Raw genomic sequence first — 19,961 nt, 5'->3', positions numbered from 1 at the left:
GAAGAGCTCTGCAAAATAACCCATGGATTTTCAAATACAAATTTGATTTGTGCAAATTCGTGAAATTAGATTAGAAGTATGAAATGCATAAAGCACACAACGTTTAGTGTACAGCGAAATGCAAAGTACGAATGTAGAATGACGAATTTTGAGTTGGAATTACGCGAAACAAGAAACCTCGATTATCGAGAAAAAGATTAATAATTCGCTGCAGGGCAGTAGCAATCGTAACGGTTCTGCCGCTCTTGACCAATGTCGTATCCTAAGGTGATTTGGTGAAATCCGCCATTATCAAAACGAATATCGCCCATTTGATACGAGTAATTGTAAGAAAACAACCATTTGCCCCAGTTTACCCCGATGATGGGCGTCAACAATTGCAGCCGTTGCTCACCAAAAGAACCATTTTGCTGAAATTGGGCACCGTCAAAACTGCGCCTGTACGACATACCACCCCAAAGAGTCGTGTTATCGCCAATATCTTTATATACCTTGGCATTGAAATCAACGGTTTTTTCTTCTGTAAACTCTGTCAGTTGTAGCAAAACCGAAGGCTCTACACGCCACTCACTTTTTCCGAATACATAGCCCACTGAAAACAGATACCGTCGCAAATTGTCAAACTCAGCGGCGGTATAAAGATCACGACCGCTTCCTAAAATATTGAGCACTGCGGCATGGGCATAAAATTCCCAAAGATTGTAAGAAACCCCAAAGTCAGCATTAAAATAACTGGTCGTGTTTTTTACTCCTGATACAATGGGATCGGGTATAACCGACCTAAATTCGGTTTCATCAAGACTGCTTAAAATGACCCCGGCACTCAAACCAAAAGACAATTGGTTGAGGGTACGAAAATCACCCCCCAATCGTAGGTGATGCGCATACGTTCCCTTAAAGCCCACTTGTGAATGATAGCCGTTGGAGTCATTAAATAAGATACCGCCAACACCACTGCGCTCTCCTACCCTAAAATGGGCATTTAAAGTCTGTAAGCTGGGCGCTTCATCAACATTAAACCATTGCTTTCTTGCTGTAAGCCGTATTTTTCCGCCCTCGCCGATACCTGCCATGGAAGGATATACCAGATAGTAGTTATCAGCCAGATAGTCAAAATAAACGGGAATACCTTCTTGTGCCCTGGATGTAAATCCAAAAACCAAGAAAAACGATAACACTGCCAAGAAGTTTTTCATGAGGGGATATGGGGCCAAAAGTTCAGTAGATTAGTGTTCAAATCGTAACTATAACGCCCCAAATTAGGTATTATTATGCCTTTTACCTGTATAATTGCACCTTTTACCGATAAAGTAAACTTCGTATTTTTGCCAAAAATCTTTCTATGAAAGAATATCATATCACCACGGTTGCCACCAACAACCCCACAATATTGAAATTTGAGGCCAATCATTTTTTGGTCAAGGGCAATTACGAATACAAAAACATCGATGAGGCCAAAGATTCTCCTTTGGCACAACAGCTGTTTTACCTACCCTTTGTCAAAACGGTCTATATCGCCAGTAATTTTGTGGCACTCGAACGGTTTGATATCGTGACTTGGGATGATGTCAAGGACGAAGTGGCCCAGAACTTGGTCGAATATCTGAATGCTGGCCAACCTATTGTAAATGAAGCCAATTCATCTGAAAAACAGCACATCACGGTTTATGCCGAGGTGACGCCAAACCCCTCGGTGATGAAGTTTGTGGCCAACAAGAGAATCGTGCCTGCTTCTTTTGAATTCAAAAATATCGATGAGGCCAAAGATTCCAATCTGGCCAAGGAGCTGTTTCATTTTCCCTTTGTCAAAGAGGTATTTTTTGATGAAAACTATGTTTCGGTCACCAAATATGAGGTCAAAGAATGGGATGACATCACCATGGAACTCCGGGAGTTCATCCGCAATTTCTTGATGGAAGGCAAAGAAGTTGTTTCAGAATCAGCCTCCAAAAAAGGTATTGAAGAAAAAAAGTCTGAACAAGAGGCAGCACTTGATGATACTTCAAAACAAATCATTGACATTCTTGAAGAGTATGTCAAACCTGCGGTGGCCAGCGACGGAGGCAACATCGTGTTTCAATCCTACGAAGAAGACAGCAAAACGGTGAATGTCGTACTTCAAGGGGCCTGTAGTGGTTGCCCTTCTTCGACCTTTACCCTTAAAAACGGTATCGAGACCATGCTCAAGAACATGTTGGGCGATAAGGTAAACGAAGTCGTCGCTCTAAACGGGTGATTTTGAGCTTTCTTTTTACGCATGAAATGCTTACATTGAAGGGAATTTAAAATCGTTAGCCATGGCAGTATTAAAAGTAATAGAAGTTTTAGCAAATTCAGATGACAGTTGGGAAGATGCAACAAAAAATGCATTGAGCCAAGCTTCAAAATCTGTAAAAAATATTCGCTCTGTTTATATCAACGAGCAAAGTGCCACCGTCAAAGATGGTAAGATTGACAACTATCGTGTCAATGTGAAAATCACCTTTGAGGTAAAATAGCCGAGACTTATTGAAATTTAAGGCGTCCCCAGCTCGGACGCTTTTTTTATGAACGTATCTGAAAGTACCCATGCTAAAAAAGGTTCTTTTTTTGTTGATTGGCATATCCATCATTCAAAGTTGCGCCCAAAAAACCGATAAGATGCAGCACCAATACACCAATGACCTCATACATGAAACGAGTCCGTATTTACTGCAGCATGCACACAATCCCGTAAACTGGCACGCATGGAAACCCGAAGCACTTGAGCTTGCAAAAAAAGAGAACAAACCCTTGCTCATCAGCATCGGTTATGCCGCCTGCCATTGGTGCCATGTAATGGAGCACGAATGTTTTGAAGATGAAGAAGTGGCCCAATTGATGAACGACAATTTCATCAACATCAAGATTGACCGTGAAGAACGGCCTGATGTCGACCAAATCTATATGGATGCCATTCAAATGATGTCAGGCAATGGGGGCTGGCCGCTCAACATCGTCGCATTACCCGATGGAAGGCCATTTTGGGGAGCCACATACCTGCCCAAGGAAGACTGGCAGAAATCACTGATCAAATTGATTGAACTGTACAACAATGACCGTGAAAAAGTTGTGGGCTATGCTGAAGATCTTTCAAGGGGGTTGAAGGCCATCAACTTGGTCGAGACCAATGATTCTGATGACAGCTACACTCTTGATCAGCTTGATGGCGCCGTTGAAAATTGGTCAAACTACTTTGATACATTTTTGGGCGGCTACAAGCGGGCGCCCAAATTCATGATGCCCAACAATCTTGATTTCTTGTTGCACTACGCCACTGCAAAACAAAATGATTCCATCATGGCGTATGCGAACACCACTCTTACCCAAATAGCCTACGGTGGCATTTTTGACCATGTCGGTGGTGGTTTTGCACGATATTCGGTAGACACCAAATGGCATGTGCCCCACTTCGAGAAAATGCTCTACGATAACGGGCAATTGGCCAGTCTGTATTCAAAAGCCTACGCGGTCACCAAAAATGAGCTCTACAAAGATGTGGTTCAAGAAACCATCGGTTTTGTGGTTGAGGAATTGTTGGATGAAAATGGCGGATTTTATTCTTCTTTAGATGCTGACAGTCTTGATGATCAGGGCGAGCTGGAAGAGGGCGCCTTTTACGTATGGACAAAAGAGGAATTACAACAGTTGTTGGGTGATGATTTTGAGGTTTTTAAAGACCATTACAACATCAACCCTTACGGACTTTGGGAGGGAGGAAACTATGTTTTGATCCGTGATAAATCCGAAGAAGAAATTGCTGAAAAACATTCCATATCGGTGGAAGCACTACAACGAAAAATACATGAATCCCTTAAAATCTTAAAAAAAGAACGTGAAAAGCGGCCAAAACCCAGGTTGGATGATAAAATCCTCACTTCATGGAACGGACTCATGCTCAAAGGTCTGGTCGATGCACATCGTTATTTGCAAAATCCCCAATACTTAGAACTGGCGCTCAAAAATGCGGATTTCATTGAAGGCAACATGAAAAAAGAGGATGGAGGACTGTATCGAAACCACAAAAATGGCACTAGTACCATCAATGCCTTTTTAGATGATTATGCCACGGTCATCGAGGCCTATATCGCACTTTATGAAGTCACTTTTGACGAAAGATGGCTGATGAAGGCGAAAAATTATGTCGATTATGCCATTGCACATTTCTCTGACAATGAGAACGGTATGTTTTTCTATACTTCTGATGAAGACGATGATTTGATACGGCGAACCGTAGAGACGAATGACAATGTGATTTCTTCTTCCAATTCAATTATGGCAAACAATCTTGTAAAGCTGCACAAAGTCTTTCACGAAGAGGGCTATGGCAAACGAGCTTCTCAAATGCTCAAAAACGTCCAAAAAGGCTTTGACAAGAGCGCACAGGGTTTTGCCAATTGGCTGCACTTGGTTTTCTATGAACAGAACAATTTTTATGAGATTGCCATAGTGGGCGAAGACCATAAAAAATTGGGCGCTGAAATTTCATCCCATTACCTGCCCAACAGCATTTTGGTGGGCAGTAAAGAGGAAGGCACTATTGAACTGCTTAAAAATCGATACGTTGAGGGGCAGACCCTCGCTTATGTCTGTATTGAGGGCACCTGCAAGCTGCCAGTGACTGAATCAAGAGAAGTTTTGACGCAAATAGCATCATTCAAGTAAGATTAACAATAGTTTAAACTAAATTACTTGACAAAAGAACTCTCCAAAATTACATTGGCCAAAACCAAATTTTTATGGAACAATTGAAAGATTTTGAAAAACATGCACAAGAGGCCATAGATTGGGTCTGGAATATGTTGCCCAACCTTATTGCGGCAATTATCATACTGATTGTAGGTCTATGGATTATCAGATTGATAAACAAGCTTGTCAGAAAGTTTTTTGCTAAAAAGGATTACGACCTTGCATTAGAAAGTTTTTTGCAGAGTTTTATAAGCATTTCCCTCAAAGTTGTTTTGGTAATTTTGGTCGTTACCCAACTTGGCGTAAAAACTTCTTCGCTGGTTGCTATCGTGGGTGCGGCCGGTCTGGCCATCGGCCTGGCCTTACAGGGTTCATTGGCGAATTTTGCTGGCGGTGTTTTAATCTTGCTCTTTAAGCCTTTTAAGGTCGGAGATTGGATTTCTGCCCAAGGTCAAGACGGCGCGGTGAAAGAAATATCCATTTTTCAGACCAAATTGAACACCTTTGGCAACCAAGTGGCGATTATTCCCAATGGACAATTATCAAATGGAAACATTGTCAACTACAATGCCGAGCCCATTCGTCGTGACAATTATAAGGTGGGCATCGGTTACGGCTCAAATATCAAAGAGGCCAAAGACATTCTGCTGCAAATCTGTGCAGAAAACGAAACGATACTCAACGAACCAGAGCCACAGGTGGTGGTCGATGCCCTGGCCGATAGTTCTGTCAACTTATCGCTGCGTTGGTGGGCAAAGAACGAAGATTTTTGGGATGCCAAATTTTACATTCACGAACAGACCAAATTACGATTTGACAAGGCAGGTATAGAAATACCGTTTCCACAACGTGTTATGCACAGTATCAAGAACGATTAGTCTTTTTTTTCTGTAGGACAAAGTCCTTCAAATAATACGGTTCGAAGTAGGCCACATTCTCAAATTGGCCTGCTTCGAATTTTTTTTGGGCCAACGGTGCCATTTCTTTTGCGGATGGATAAATACTGGTGTCAAAAACGAAATTGGAATCATCGGGAAGCACTTCTTGGCACTTTTCGGCCCCGTTGCCCGCAAGAAACACTTTAGAATAGCTCGAAAATTCCTTAAAAGAACCGGAATCAATGATTTCTGCTTTGGTTTCCCGTATTTCTTGATGGTTTTCATCAAAGACACAGGAGTAGACTTCCATACGTCTAGCATCCAAAACTGGAATAATGACCTCACTTACCTCTAGTACGACCTGATGGGCCATGCTCTCTAGGGTCGGAATAGAAATCAGTGGCACATCTAAAGCAAAACAGAGTCCCTTCGCTGCCGAAACCCCAATGCGCAATCCCGTATATGAACCCGGGCCTTTGCTGACGGCAATAGCATCCATATCAGAAAATGCCAAATCCGCCTCTTTCAAGACGTTCTCAATGAACACATGCAACTGCTCAGAATGGGAATAATTAGGCGTATTTTCCTCCTTAATGGAAATTACTTTTCCATCCGTAGCAATGCAAACAGAGCAATTGGTGGTGGCCGATTCTATGCACAAAATTTTTGCCATGGGGCAAAAATAAGCCCTAAGGTTTTAAAAACACCTCAGGGCCATCAATTATCAATCAACCAAATTTTTATGTATAGGTTCTTGTCATTCCGCATTTATTGCGGCATCCACATATATACTGATTTATGGATTCCTGCTACCCGATAGCTATCGGGAGCGGGAATGACAAAAACTATTAATCCAAAGAAATGGGGATGCCAAAATAGAATTCCAGAATCTTCAAGCGAAAAATGTAGTCATACTTCGTTCGAATTACATCAGCTTCCGCATTGTCCAATCGGGCCTGCGCCTGACTGAAATCAAAGGAATTCATCAAACCAACATCAAAACGATCTTTGGCGTACTGATACGCTACACGTCGGGCTTCCAACGTTTTTTGTGCGGCCTCATAAGCTTTCTCAAAAGTCGCCACATCAACATAGGCCTGTTGAATGTTTGATTCCAATTCGAGTTTTGTTTGTTCGTACTGTAGCTTTGACCTTTCCAAATCAATTTTTGAACGCTTGACGCCGTTTCGAGTGTTAAACCCATTGAATATGGGCACATTTAACGAGAATCCATAAGCCAAACCATCAAAAATCCATAATTGATCTGTAAATGGTATTATTGAAAAGTCAATGGGTGTACCATCTGTATCAAACGCTGTGGGCACTAGGTTTTGGTCCGAATATCTGGTATTATAGTTAATGAAAGCTGATAAGGTTGGATAATACGCGCCTTTTGAAATTTCCAAATCTTTCTCTGCCAATTCCATATTTGCTTCCGACAATTTGATATCATTGCGAAAAGTCATTGCTTTATCAAAAATGACCTTTGCTGAATTGTTCAAAATATCAGAGGGCGGTATCTCAAACGATTCATCGGCGATATCAAAGTTTTCGTAATCGGTAATCTGTAACAATTGGGCAAGGTTCACCCTAGAAATCAATACCAGACTCTCACCGTTGATGATTTGCTGTTCTTGGGTGGCTGCAGTGGCCTCAATTTCCAATAAATCGCCACGTGGCACTACGCCTGATTCCACCAATTCTTTGGTTCGCAATAAATCTTGTTCGGTAACCGCATATTGCGCTCTTGACACTTTCAATTGTTCTTTGTTCGACAATACTTGCAGATATGCATTGGCAACGTTCAAACGTATGTCGTCCTTCAAATCATCCAATCGGTATTGATTTGAAATTGCGTTCAGCTTGGCCCTTTGCAATTGCTTAATGTTCCGAAGGCCATCAAAAATATTGAGAACCGACGTCAAATTGCCCGTATAATTAAGCTGCGTACTTACTGGCTCTTGTGATGTTGGATTAAACGAAAGACCAATGTTTTCGGTCAAACGTGCGTCACCGTTCAATGTGGGCAGTAGGTTGCCGATGGCATCTGATTTATCGATTTTGGCATTCTCTAAATCGAGCTCGAATTGTTCAATGGTCAGGTTATTGTCAACAGCATAGATGACGCATTCTTCGAGCGTCCATTTTCGTTGTTGCGCATGGGCTATGACTGTGGCGAGCAACATCGCCATGATGATTGATTGAAATTTCATTCGTTTTTTGATTTTTGGTTCTTATTTGGTTGTGTTACTAGGCATCCTCTTCATCGCCTTCCTCTTCTTCATCTAGGCCTTTTTTGATGGGTTCGGTCTTGTTCCACTGTTTTACCTCATCTTCTTCGCTCAAGCCTGAAACAATTTCCACATTGATTCCGTCAGAAATTCCTATCTCAACATCCCTGCGCTCAAATTGTTGGTCACCAGTGGCAACTTCTACGTAGGGTTTATCGGTTTCCTTATCGAACTGCAACAAAGCCTCTGGAATCACAAGAATACTGTCTTTCTTCTCTAAGGTCAATGAAGCATTGGCACTATAGCCTGCGCGAATCAAAAAATCGTCTTCGACCTCAACATCGCCCTCAATCTTGAACTGTACCGCACCTGCTTCTTCGATTCCCTTGGGCGCAATGAACTTCAATTTGGCATCCAATTCTTTGTCTTCGACCGCACCAAGACTTATTTTTAACGGCATGCCCACTTCAAGTTTGCCCACTTCACCCTCGTCTACCTGACCTTCAAAAATCATTTTATTCAAATCGGCAATTGAGGCGATGGTGGTACCGTCATTGAAATTGTTGCTTTGGATGACTTGATCCCCCACTTCCACAGGAATTTCCAATATAGTTCCATCGACCGTTGCACGAATGTTGGTGTTGGCACTGCCTGAGCCACCTGCAGAACCCCGCAAGATGATACGATAGTCGTTCTGGGCGTTCTCCAACTCCAGTTTTGCCTGATCGTACTGCAATTGAAGGTTTTGAAAATCTTGGGCTGAAACCACCCCTTTCTCGAAAAGGGCTTTATTTCTGTTGTATTCAATCTCAGCATTGCTCAGGGCCACTTTCGCATTGTTGACTCGACCCCGTGCCTGATACAGTGCCTGTTCATTGGGCACCACTTTGATTACCGCAATCAAATCACCTGCCTTGACTTGTTCACCTTCCACTTTTAGAATTTTATCGATGATGCCAGTAATCTGTGGTTTGATCTCGACTTCATCTTGTGGAATGACCTTGCCCGTGGCCACTGTCTTTTTCTCAATACTTGAAATAAAGGGATTATGGGTCTCGTATTCAATGGCTGACTTGCTGTTGGAGCTGATAAAGAACGATGCCGCCCAGAGTGCGCCAATCACCAATACTGCAAGTCCGACCCATTTTAAAATTTTCTTCATTTTTTTGATTATTTAGTTTTTATCAATGGTTGTTTATTATTCTTCCCTTAGGGCATCGATTGGTCGGATGCTCACTGCACGCTGTGCAGGAATCAATCCAATCAAAACCCCCATAATTATCATGATGGCAAATGCCCCAATGACCAATGGAATGGGCACTGTGGGATTTGTATATGGAAAATCAATACCCTGGGTGGCTCCGTCAACAATCTTCAGAACCGCGGCTCCTAAAATAACTCCGATCAATCCTGCAATCAGTGTCAAAAAGAGACATTCAAGAACAATCAGCGTTCTGACCTCGCCCGGAGTAGCCCCCAAGGCCCTTCTGACTCCCAACTCTTTGGTTCGCTCTTTAACGGAAATTAATAAGATGGCACCTATACCGATGATTCCCGCTAAAATGGTTGCAATACCGACAATCAGCGATATGAAAGTCAATCCCTTAGAAAACCCCATGATTTTTCCGAAAATTTCACCAAGGTTAAAGGTCCCGAAAGCCCTCTCATCGGTCGGGTCAACCCTATGAATGGTTTTCAAGACTGCCTTTACGTCTTCTTCAACTTTGAGTACATCTGCATCATCGTAAGCTGCCATAGAAAACCATCCGACCTCATCACCTGAGTTGTACAATCTTCTGTACGTCGTAAATGGAATATAGACATCGCTATCAGAATCAAAAGGGGCGTTTTGCACAAACTTGTGTACCCCTACAACTTGAAAATATATGCCATCTATCCTTATGTAGCCGCCTATGGGCTCCTCTTCTTCATCGAACAGTTCTTGTTGGGTGCGTTCGCCGATAACACAGACTTTTCGTGCCTGCTCAATATCATCATCATTGATGAACCTACCGCCATCATATATTTTCTTTGTCGCAATTTTTGTAAAGACGGGAAAATCTCCGTAAACAGGATAACTTCCAGATTTTAGACCCCTTGCTACCGAAGCGGGTGCCGAGCCAAACGTTCCCTTCACATTTCTTGGAGCGATGTATTGCAACTCAGGTATCCTGTTTTCGAGAATTCGGGCATCACCCAATTTCAATTGTAATTGCCGCCCTGTTTTGAAACCGGAGTATGGCTTACTGGTACTTTGTGCCCATGCAAAGAGGCTGTTCATGGCCACTGTTTCAAAGGAACGCTCAAAACCATTGTCCATTCCCTTGGCGGCACCGGACATGGCTATATAGACAAATATGCCCCATAGCACCCCAATGATGGTGATAATGGTACGTATTTTATTTTTCCGGATGGAACCGAAAATCTCTTGCCATGTATTTCTGTCAAATAACAATTTCATAACTACTCATCCCTTAAGGCCACAATGGGCTTGATTCGTGCTGCCCGTCTCGCGGGGATATATCCTGCCAAGGCTCCAAAAACAATCAAGAAAATCGTGGCCAAAATGGCCAAACCAGTGTTGATGTAAGGATTCTTGATGAAAAAATCTTCAAGGCTCGTGCCAATGGATTGCAATACTGCAATACCCACAAACATGCCCAAATAGCCAAAGATTGTGGTGATAAAAACTGATTCTATCAATATCGAGCTGATGACCGAAGCCGGGGTTGCACCCATGGCCTTCCGTATGCCGATTTCCTTTGTGCGCTCTTTGACCACGAACAACATGATATTACTGATGCCGATGATGCCCGCAATGAGTGTTCCCAATGCAAAGACGGAAGCCACAATGGCCAAAATATTGGCAAACTGCTGATTTTGTTTCAGTTGGTCCGCAACATTTCTGATAAATATTCCATTGGGGTCTTCAGGACTTATATATTTTTTATCGCGTAAGAATTTATCGAGGGTGTTCTCAAACCCCATTGCACCCGCGTAGCCAATTTCGGGTTTAAAGCCCAGAATGATCTGATCAATCTTATCTGTATTTTTTTCTATCAATTGGCGTGTTGTGTACGGAATGTAAATGTAGCGTTCTTCATTATCGCCCCCATCGTCTTGAAAAACCCCGATGACCTTGAATGCGCTTCCTGAAATATCGATATAATTCCCAATGGCATTCTTTGCCCCAAACAGATCTTGCTCGACCAATCGACCAATCACGGCATATTTGGTTCTATTGTCAATATCTTCTTTATTGAGATACCGACCCTTCATCATGATGGTCTTTTCATTGAATTGATGCCCAGGACCTACTGCCCTTGTATTGTAGTTGTTTGATTCCTCACGGTATTTCACCAAAGCCTGCCTGCTGATTCTCGGGGTCACGTACTCTAAGAACATGGCAAAATTCTTCTTGATATCGGCCAAGTCAGAATTGTCGAACTCTATCTGTCTGTTTGATTTGTATCCTTTATAGGGAATGCTTGTTCTACCGGGAAAGAGAAAAAAAGTATTGGTTGCATCGTCATTGAAAAACTCCTCGAAAGTATTCCGAAGACCGTTGGTAAGGCCAACCAGGGATACGAAAATCAAAATGCCCAAGGCCACTGTAAACCCCGCAAGGAATGTACGCAGCTTGTTCTTTTTGATTGAAATGAATATTTCTTGCCAAGTATCTCTACTGAACATAAGCTGATGCCCTTACTTGTTTGATTTTTTCATCTTTCTCAATAACACCATCCTTCAAGTGCACTATTCGTTTGCACATGTGGGCAATATCTTCTTCGTGGGTGACCACCAAGATGGTATTTCCCTCATCATTTATCTTTTGGATAAGATCCATTATCTCATACGAAGTGGTGCTGTCTAATGCCCCTGTAAGCTCATCTGCCAACAGTACCTTGGGTTCGGCTGCCATGGCCCTTGCGATGGCGACACGTTGTTTTTGGCCCCCTGAAAGTTCATTGGGCAAATGGTGTGCCCATTCTTTAAGCCCGACCTGTTCTAAATAGCTCAGTGCTTTTTCTTGTCGTTCTTTTCTTGGCACTTTCTGATAGTACAGCGGCAATGCCACGTTTTCAACTGCATTCTTATAGTTGATCAGGTTGAAGGATTGAAAAATGAATCCCAAAAAACGGTTTCGGTATTGTGCAGCCTTGGTTTCGCTCAAGTTTTTAATGGGAACCCCATCTAAAATATATTCTCCGGAGTCTGCTTCATCCAACATTCCCAAAATATTCAAAAGCGTCGACTTGCCCGATCCCGACGATCCCATGATGGCAACCAATTCGCCATCAGCTATCGAAAAGTTCAATCCTTTTAAAACATGAAGGGAGTTGTTCCCCATTTTATAGGATTTGTGAAGATCTTTAATTTCTATCATGATTGGTGTGTTAGCTATCTTGATTTGGAAACCCTGTAAATAGGACTTACAAGATGTTAATTTGTTACAAGAATTGATTAAATATTTTGTTAAACCTTAGTTGATTTCCTCCTCAGGATCTACGATATTCCAAACCTTGATTTTGTCATCTTGGGTGAGCCCTGACTTGACTTCGACAAAAATACCGTCACTAATGCCCAGCTCTACTTCTTTGCGCTCAAATTGCTGCTCGCCAGTGGCGACTTCGACAAAAGGTTTTTTAGTTTCGGTGTCAAATTGCACCAAGGCTTCCTTAAGTGCCAAAACACTGTCTGCCCGGGCCAATATAATGGAAGCGTTTGCACTAAGGCCAGCCCGGATAAAGGTGGTGTCCTGCTTTGTCAACGTGCCCTTTATTTCGAATTGAATGGCGCCATTTTCTTCTTCCCCTTTGGGAGCGATATAATCCAACACCGCGGGAAAAATTTGGTCTTCTATGGCCCCAACAGTGATTTCAAGCGGAAGGTCTTCTTTTATTTTTCCTACCTCTGATTCATCCACTTTGCCTTCAAAGATCATCTTTTCCACATCGGCTATGGCCGCAATCGTCGTGCCCTCATTGAAGTTATTGCTCTCGATGACCTGGTTTCCTTTCTCAACAGGCACGTCAAGTACCATACCGCTCACCGTAGAACGGATAAGGGTATTTGCCGCATTGCGATAACCGCTCGTAGTACCCGTGCTGACAATGTCAAAGCGTTTATTGGCCGCAGAGAAGGCTTGCTTCGCCTGGTCATAGGTGACCTGTGCCCTTTCTAAATCTGCTTGTGAGATGACCCCTTTGTTGAACAGTGAAAGCTGACGCTCATAATTTCTTTTTTGGTCATTTAACGTGATTTTGGCGTCATCAATGGTATTTCTGGCATCGTTCAGGGCGTTTAAATTGGGGACCACTTTAATCTTGGCCAACAAATCGCCTGTCTTGACATAATCGCCGCCTTCAACGTACACTTCTTCAATGACCCCTGAAATATTGGGTTTGATGAGTACTTCCTCAAGGGGAAGGATGCTTCCGGTCGCAACGGTCTTTTTGACAATGGTCATTTTAGAGGGTTGCTCTGTCTCATAGGTTACCGGATCTTCTGAATTTTTTTGGTATAAATAGTACATCGCACCCCCGAATACCAGTACGATGAGCAACAAGATGATAATGGTTACTGACTTTTTCATGTGTTTAAAATTTTCAACTACTATAAATGAGTTATTTAAAAATTTGAGAACCCATGCGACCACTCGCTGCACTCGTTCTCACATGAATTTATTTTAATCATTGTACTGTGTAAATCTTTGATTAAAAAAATTCATGTTCGTTTCATTTGATTTTATGGTTTATTTGATTGATCGATTACTTTTTATTCTGTACGCAAAGCTTCAATGGGTCTCACTTTAATTGCGCTGTTGGCGGGTATAAATCCGGCCAAAAGACCGGAAACCATCAAGATTGTCAAGGCGCCACTTACCACCCCGACACTCACACTTGGGTTGATGAACATATCCACAGGACCAGCACTGTCCAACAATGAATTAATGCCATAAATGACAAGGGAGCCGAAAATGATGCCCACCATTCCCGATATGATGGTAAGAAAAACAGATTCCATCAATATCTGCATTTTTATCGACCAGGGTTTCTCTCCCAATGCCCTGCGTATTCCGATTTCTTTGGTGCGTTCTTTGACCACGATGAGCATGATGTTGCTCACCCCGATAATTCCAGATAGCAAAACCATGATGCCCACGATGTAGGCAATGGCCTTGATGCCCACAAACAAGCTTTCAACCCGATTGAACTGTTCGTAAAGGTCAAAATACCCGATGGCACGATTGTCTTCGGGATGCACTTTATGACGCTCACGCATGACATCAATAATGCTTTCTTTAAGTTCGGAGATGGAGCTGCCATCATGGGCGGTAATGGCCATCCAACCTACATCTTCGCCTTGGTTGAACGCTTGGGAAAAAGCAGTAAAAGGAACAAAAATCTGTTTTTGGGCTTCCTCGCCATCACCATCGTTATTTTTCTTTTTGTACGTGCCAATGACCATAAAATTGACACCTTGAATCTTGATATAGCTTCCCAGAACCTCTTCGCCTTTTTCATAAAGCTCAGATTTAACGCCAAGACCGATGACAGCCACTTTTCGTTTGGATTCGATGTCGTTATGATTGATGAAACGGCCCGAGGTCACTGTCATGGGGTCTTGGTTGATAATCTCTGGATAATCTCCATAGATATTGTAAGCGCCAACACGTATGCCCCTGATGACATTGCCACCACCACGAAACCCGCCCAGTTGATTTCTCGGGGATATGTATTTTAGATTGGGCACGTTGTCCCATAAGGCCTGCACATCACTTACTTTGAATTCAAAGCTTCTATCTTTTGGAAGCCCTTCGTAGGGTTTTGTGGTTCTGCGGGTCCACATGAACATCGTATTGGTGGCGATATCCCCAAAATCTGCACGGATACCGTTTTCAAAGCCTTTACCAGCGGCCAGTAGCACTATCAAGATAAAAATGCCCCAACACACGCCAAAAGCGGTCAAGATGGTACGCCCAACATTGCTGGTCAACACCTCAATAATTTCTTGCCATCTATCTTTGTTGAACATAGTTATGTCTAAAGTATGTCTTCCTCTCGTTCCTAAAATCGCTCGTCGGAGACAAGAAGGGGACAATTATTTTATTCATCCCTTAGTGATTCTACCACTTGCACCCGTGCTGCCCTCAAGGCGGGAATCAACCCTGCCAATGCACCTGCTATCACGAGCACCAAAACTGTGGAAAACGCCACATTAAAATTGACCGAGGGATTGAGCACATATTCAATTTGAACATGCGGCCCCAGAAACTCCAGCAGCAACATACTGAAAATCAATCCTGCAAATCCTGAAATTGCTGTCACGAAAATGGACTCATGCATGATCATGCCCACAATCGACCAGGGTTTGGCCCCCAAAGCTTTTCGAATACCGATTTCACGTGTACGTTCCTTGACCACGATGAGCATAATGTTGCTTACCCCAACTACGCCCGCAATGATGGTACAGACACCCACAAACCAGAAAAACAGTTTCATGTTGTTGGTGATGCCGTAATACCGTTTGGCCTCTTCCAAGGCGCTCCATACCTGTACCCCTGATTCATCTTCTGGTGCCACAACGTGCTCTTCTTTCAGATAATTTCTGAGATTATCCTTAAAGTTGACAGCCTGCGCAACAGCTTGGTCAAAATTTTCAACCGGGGGGAGCGTATACGAAAGGGTATTCAATTTATCGTCTCCGGTAAACACTCGTTGTGCCGTGGTAATGGGAATGTAGATACGTTCTTCTTCCCTATCGTTTTGTTCCTTAAAAACCCCTATAATGGTGAATCGAATACCTGAAACATCAATGATTTCACCAATAGGGGTTTCAACGTCCTTAAAGACATCTTGCTTGATTTTTTTTCCGATAATGGCAACCTTACCCAAAGAAGCCTCATCTTTATAGTTGATGAAGCGTCCTTCAACAGTTGAAAATCCTTCAATAAATTGAAATTCTGAGGACACCCCCTGTATGCTGTACACCAGAGATTCGTTGCCATAGTTGACGGTGACCTCGCGTACAAAAACCCTCGGTGACTCGTATTCAATGTTATCGTTGAACATTCTGCCCGCTGTTTCAAAATCAGTATTCTTGAATTGAATTCTTCTACCTGGATTGAGCCCTTTATACGCTTTTGAAGTGGTTTCGGGCCATGCCCAGATACTTGTGGTCGCATCTTGCTTGAACTCATGCTCAATACCGTTTCGCATGCCTTGCCCAAAACCCAATAAAATAACCAATATAAAAATACCGGAAGCCACCGAAAGCCCCGTGAGAAAAGTGCGGAGTTTGTTCTTGCGGATAGTGTCAAATATCTCTTGCCACCTTTCGATGTCGAACATAATGGTTGGTTTGATGATTGATGAAATACGCTAGCGTACAACAATAAGACATAAGTTAGCAAGTATTGTTACAGTATAACGTCAAATTTTTTGTTAAAACTGTGGCTCAGTTGGATTTTCGAAGCCTTCTATACACAAAAAAGAACAATCCGCCGACAATGAGATAGGGAATCGCCATCAGGTACAAGATGCCATTGTTGATGCCTTCGGCGGTCTTGCCATCGGCTTCGCTTTCCAATACGGCACGGCACATAGAGCATTGGGCTTCGGTGGAAGTAATAACAAATAAAAAGAGCGTCATGAATACTAAAAACCCCCTCCGTCTCGACAAAAAGGTCGAGACACCTCCCCAGGGGGAGGAGCTTCGTTTTTGTTTTTTAATGAACATAATAAGGTGAAATCATTAAATACACAATCACTCCGGTAACGGCGACATACAGCCAAATGGGAAAGGTCACTTTAGCCCATTTGCGATGCTTTTGAAAATCTTTCAAATAGGCCTTGCTATACGTGATCAATACGAGCGGAATTACCCCAATGGAAAGTACAATGTGGGAAACCAAGATTAAAAAGTAAACATATCTTAGAAAACCATCGCCGCCATAAGAAGTTGACTCTGAAGTCATGTGGTAGGCCACGTACATGACCAAAAAGGCCAATGATAGTGCTATGCATGTGGTCATCAAATTTTGATGCAGTCGCTGTCGCCCATTTTTTATTGAAACCACTGCTGTCACCAAAAGTATTGCCGTCAGCCCGTTGATGGTGGCATAGATGGGTGGTAAAAAAGTCAAGGGCGTTGCATTCGGAATCTTATACCGAAACAGTACGGCCACTACCAAAGGTATGGCAATGGACAATACCGTTATCCAAATCTTGATTCGCTTTTCTTTTGCTGTAACCGTGTTCATGTTATTCTGCAAGCAATTTTTTGATGTCCTCTTTCAACATGGTGATCTGCTGTGGTTCGCCATGGTCGTTCACCCCCTCTTCTTCAGGTATCGTACCGCGATAATAGATGATAGGGTTGCCATATTCATCCATCCGCGATCGCAAATACCCTTCTTTATCGACCAATGCGAAGAGGCCGGAATGTTCAAACCCCCCAGGGGCATCTTCATCTTCATTGGCCACCATGTAAAATCCTACATTGGCCAGTTGGTAAATTTTATCCCTTTCACCGGTCAAAAAATGCCAATCTTTAGCTTCAATGTCATATTTCTCAGCATATTCTTCCAATACTTTGGGCGTATCGTACCGTGGATTGATCGTGAACGATGCAATGCCAAAATCTTCCTCATCAGAAAATGTATGCTGCAGTTCCACCAAGTTCTTGGTCATGATGGGGCAAATGGTCGGGCAGGTGGTAAAGAAAAATTCAACCACGTACACCTTGCCCAAATAGTCTTTATTTGAAATCAACACACTGTCTTGATTGAAAAAAGAAAACTCAGGAACCTTTCTCCTCTTGCCCTCGTTAAAGATAAACGCCAATTCTTTTTCAACCATGGCATTTGCCATGCGATCATTCTTTACAACAGCATCCGATTTCAACCGATTGACAATCTTTGGAACGAAAATGATGCCAAAAATCAAAATGACCAGTGACACCCAGATATAGTTATATTTTCTTTTATTTTTTGCTCCTGTCGGCATTGTTCTTTTTTAGAGCCAAACGATATTCTGCCAAGATGATTTTCACATCATCTTCCATTTTATTGTTGAGGTCGGCCACCTTACTGGTATCAAAACCATACTTCACGCCCTCGTCTTCATCGTCATCACGACCGCGAAGGTTTCGTTGTTTATCAATGATGTAAACATAGGGTGTTGCCAAGGTTTCATCCAGTACATCATCTGTGCCGAGCATCTCAAAGAAACTTTTAATCTCTTCAGGGGATGCAAAAACAAAATTCCAATTGGTGATGTCGGTAAAAGTGCCCAGTTCCTTTTTAAGTTCTGCTACTTTGGCCTCTGTACCTTTAGGAACCATCATGACCAATTGAAAGTCATCAAAGCCGTTAAAGCGCTTGTAAATCTTTTGGTTGAGGTTAAAAGCGTTGCCCTTTCTATTTTCGATATCCTCACCCAAAAAACCCAAGACCGTAATCTTATTGTTAAGCGATACTTCAGCATTATGCTTGGCTACATCAGTAATGTTTTCTTGAAGAATGGGAAGCCTTCCAAAATTATTGACCCCAGAGGCAAAAAAGAGATAGGCCACTAAAGGAAGAACAAAAAGTATCAAAAGAACGACAGTCTTCTTCATGCTGCAAATTTACGACCTGACACAAACATTTCCCATAATTGCGGGCACAAAAAAAGCGGTCAACGACCGCCTTTGTAACTTGTTCTGGATTCTAAAAATTCCATGCCATAAAACCATCCTTGAACACATTATAAATGTAGTCGGCTTCGTAGAGCAATATGAAAACCAAATATGCGACCAAGAAAATGGGCGTCCAGACGATGGCGCGTCTTAGAGAGCTTTTTTCATCACGCAGGTGCATAAAATCCCATGCAATGTAATATGCCTTGACCAAGGTCAAGATGATGAAAATCCAGTTCAACAACTTCATCCCTACAAAGTAGTTCTTGGTCAATATTTCAGGTTTGTAAATACCGAGAATGACTTCTACTGCCGTAACAATGGAAAGAAAAATCAAAACGCCCCATATTTTTTGGGTGTTTGACTTAAACTTCAAAAGCCCCCTGAATATCTCTAATTTATGTTCGTGTGCCATGTGTCAAATATGTTCAATAAGATTCCCGTCTTCGCGGGAATGACAATGAATTTATACCAAATAGAAAAATGTAAATACGAATACCCAGACCAAATCGACAAAGTGCCAGTACAGCCCTACTTTCTCTACCATTTCATAATGGCCCCTGCGTTCGTAGGTGCCCAAAATGATGTTGAAAAATATGATGATGTTGATAACCACGCCTGAGAATACGTGAAAGCCGTGAAAGCCTGTGATAAAAAAGAAAAAATCGGCGAACAATCGGCTGCCATACTCATTACGGATAAGGTTTGCACCCTCAACGACCCGAACGGCATCTTTCAAACGCCCCAACGATTCTTGACGGTTCAACAATGTCTTTTCACCCTCTTCATTGATGGTCTCGGTGCGCACCAAAATATTTGGACTGGCTTGAAAACCTGCAATCACCTCATTCAATGAAAATGATGTCTGATACCCCTCTTCGTCATACCATACGCCAACGTTATCTTCGTGTGCCACCCTATCTTCAGGCAAGGTTTTGGCAAAATCGGCCAAAGCTGCTCTTTCACCCGTTTCTGCATTGACAAATTGAAGTATTCGACCCCCTTTGGTCTCAAGCGCACCAAAATCACCTTTGATGAACGTGGCCCACTCCCATGCTTGCGAGCCCACGAAAATGGCGCCCCCGATGATGGTGAGAAACATGTAAAGAATCACCTTTTTCTGCATCATGCGATGCCCGGCATCAACCGCTAGTACCATGGTTACCGATGACATGATGAGAATGAAAGTCATAAAAGCGACATAAATCATCGGATAATTGCCATGAAAAAAGGGTACGTGGGTAAATACCTCATCGGCAATCGGCCAAGTCTCTATAAACTTAAACCTTGAAAAACCGTAAGAAACCAGAAAACCTGAAAAGGTCAACGCATCAGAGACAATGAAAAACCACATCATCAATTTGCCATAACTGGCACCCAAGGGTCTATTTCCACCGCCCCAAACGCTTTCTTCAGAATTGGTACTTACCGCTGTTTCCATAAAAAAGGTGTTGTTTTAATA

At 42.6% G+C, this 19,961-nt stretch carries 20 protein-coding genes; 4 read left to right on the top strand and 16 right to left on the bottom strand.

Annotation, left to right across the window (positions count from 1 at the left end):
- Positions 1 to 197: 197 nt before the first annotated feature.
- Positions 198 to 1,196 carry a type IX secretion system membrane protein PorP/SprF gene (locus tag AAAH86_RS10375; protein WP_343487535.1) on the bottom strand — a complete coding sequence of 333 codons (999 nt, stop codon included), beginning with the start codon at positions 1,194 to 1,196 and terminating at the stop codon, positions 198 to 200.
- Between the two features lie 146 nt (positions 1,197 to 1,342).
- Here AAAH86_RS10375 and AAAH86_RS10370 point away from each other — a divergent pair, with 146 nt between their 5' ends.
- The 4 genes from AAAH86_RS10370 to AAAH86_RS10355 all read left to right on the top strand — a co-directional run bounded on the left by AAAH86_RS10370 (position 1,343) and on the right by AAAH86_RS10355 (position 5,585).
- The gene (locus AAAH86_RS10370) at positions 1,343 to 2,236 is read left to right on the top strand and encodes a NifU family protein (protein WP_343487534.1); all 894 of its coding nucleotides are present in this window, start codon (positions 1,343 to 1,345) and stop codon (positions 2,234 to 2,236) included.
- Positions 2,237 to 2,297: 61 nt separating this feature from the next.
- Positions 2,298 to 2,498 (top strand): dodecin family protein, encoded by a 201-nt coding sequence (locus tag AAAH86_RS10365; protein ID WP_343487533.1) that lies wholly within the window; start codon positions 2,298 to 2,300, stop codon positions 2,496 to 2,498.
- Positions 2,499 to 2,568: 70 nt separating this feature from the next.
- The gene (locus AAAH86_RS10360; RefSeq protein WP_343487531.1) at positions 2,569 to 4,683 is read left to right on the top strand and encodes a thioredoxin domain-containing protein; all 2,115 of its coding nucleotides are present in this window, start codon (positions 2,569 to 2,571) and stop codon (positions 4,681 to 4,683) included.
- Positions 4,684 to 4,757: 74 nt separating this feature from the next.
- A complete protein-coding gene (locus AAAH86_RS10355) occupies positions 4,758 to 5,585 on the top strand; it encodes a mechanosensitive ion channel domain-containing protein (RefSeq protein WP_343487530.1) in 828 nt (275 codons plus the stop codon).
- Here the strand turns inward: AAAH86_RS10355 and tsaB are convergent.
- From tsaB to AAAH86_RS10280, 15 genes are all read right to left on the bottom strand, one after another.
- Positions 5,572 to 6,258 (bottom strand): tRNA (adenosine(37)-N6)-threonylcarbamoyltransferase complex dimerization subunit type 1 TsaB, encoded by a 687-nt coding sequence (gene tsaB, locus AAAH86_RS10350; RefSeq protein WP_343487529.1) that lies wholly within the window; start codon positions 6,256 to 6,258, stop codon positions 5,572 to 5,574. The two genes, AAAH86_RS10355 and tsaB, sit on opposite strands and share 14 nt — an antisense overlap.
- A gap of 175 nt (positions 6,259 to 6,433) precedes the next feature.
- Entirely contained in the window at positions 6,434 to 7,798 is a 1,365-nt protein-coding gene (locus AAAH86_RS10345; protein WP_343487528.1) for a TolC family protein, read from the bottom strand.
- Between the two features lie 37 nt (positions 7,799 to 7,835).
- Entirely contained in the window at positions 7,836 to 8,978 is a 1,143-nt protein-coding gene (locus AAAH86_RS10340) for an efflux RND transporter periplasmic adaptor subunit (protein ID WP_343487527.1), read from the bottom strand.
- 36 nt (positions 8,979 to 9,014) lie between these two features.
- Entirely contained in the window at positions 9,015 to 10,277 is a 1,263-nt protein-coding gene (locus AAAH86_RS10335) for an ABC transporter permease (RefSeq protein ID WP_343487526.1), read from the bottom strand.
- A gap of 2 nt (positions 10,278 to 10,279) precedes the next feature.
- Entirely contained in the window at positions 10,280 to 11,509 is a 1,230-nt protein-coding gene (locus AAAH86_RS10330; RefSeq protein ID WP_343487524.1) for an ABC transporter permease, read from the bottom strand.
- Positions 11,499 to 12,203: an ABC transporter ATP-binding protein gene (locus AAAH86_RS10325; RefSeq protein ID WP_343487523.1), complete on the bottom strand. Its 705-nt coding sequence runs from the start codon at positions 12,201 to 12,203 to the stop codon at positions 11,499 to 11,501. The genes AAAH86_RS10330 and AAAH86_RS10325 overlap by 11 nt, the downstream gene beginning before the upstream one ends.
- Positions 12,204 to 12,299: 96 nt before the next feature.
- Positions 12,300 to 13,412, bottom strand: a complete 1,113-nt coding sequence (locus AAAH86_RS10320; RefSeq protein WP_343487522.1) for an efflux RND transporter periplasmic adaptor subunit — start codon at positions 13,410 to 13,412, stop codon at positions 12,300 to 12,302.
- A 182-nt stretch (positions 13,413 to 13,594) separates the two neighbouring features.
- Positions 13,595 to 14,854 (bottom strand): ABC transporter permease, encoded by a 1,260-nt coding sequence (locus tag AAAH86_RS10315; RefSeq protein WP_343487521.1) that lies wholly within the window; start codon positions 14,852 to 14,854, stop codon positions 13,595 to 13,597.
- A 71-nt stretch (positions 14,855 to 14,925) separates the two neighbouring features.
- Positions 14,926 to 16,170, bottom strand: coding sequence for an ABC transporter permease (locus AAAH86_RS10310; RefSeq protein ID WP_343487519.1), 1,245 nt, complete (start codon positions 16,168 to 16,170; stop codon positions 14,926 to 14,928).
- Positions 16,171 to 16,276: 106 nt separating this feature from the next.
- A complete protein-coding gene (locus AAAH86_RS10305; protein ID WP_343487517.1) occupies positions 16,277 to 16,471 on the bottom strand; it encodes a hypothetical protein in 195 nt (64 codons plus the stop codon).
- Positions 16,472 to 16,547: 76 nt separating this feature from the next.
- Entirely contained in the window at positions 16,548 to 17,081 is a 534-nt protein-coding gene (locus AAAH86_RS10300) for a DUF420 domain-containing protein (protein WP_343487516.1), read from the bottom strand.
- A 1-nt stretch (position 17,082) separates the two neighbouring features.
- On the bottom strand, positions 17,083 to 17,826 hold the full coding sequence (locus AAAH86_RS10295; protein ID WP_343487515.1) for an SCO family protein: 744 nt from the start codon (positions 17,824 to 17,826) through the stop codon (positions 17,083 to 17,085).
- Positions 17,804 to 18,439: a hypothetical protein gene (locus tag AAAH86_RS10290; protein WP_343487514.1), complete on the bottom strand. Its 636-nt coding sequence runs from the start codon at positions 18,437 to 18,439 to the stop codon at positions 17,804 to 17,806. Before AAAH86_RS10290 ends, AAAH86_RS10295 begins: the two co-directional genes overlap by 23 nt.
- 91 nt (positions 18,440 to 18,530) lie before the next feature.
- On the bottom strand, positions 18,531 to 18,914 hold the full coding sequence (locus tag AAAH86_RS10285; protein WP_343487513.1) for a cytochrome C oxidase subunit IV family protein: 384 nt from the start codon (positions 18,912 to 18,914) through the stop codon (positions 18,531 to 18,533).
- A 51-nt stretch (positions 18,915 to 18,965) separates the two neighbouring features.
- Positions 18,966 to 19,940: a cytochrome c oxidase subunit 3 gene (locus AAAH86_RS10280; protein WP_343487512.1), complete on the bottom strand. Its 975-nt coding sequence runs from the start codon at positions 19,938 to 19,940 to the stop codon at positions 18,966 to 18,968.
- Positions 19,941 to 19,961 lie beyond the last annotated feature (21 nt).

This window comes from Allomuricauda sp. d1 (genome assembly GCF_039592695.1).
Taxonomy (GTDB): domain Bacteria; phylum Bacteroidota; class Bacteroidia; order Flavobacteriales; family Flavobacteriaceae; genus Flagellimonas_A.
This window is presented reverse-complemented; position numbering and strand designations above follow the sequence as displayed.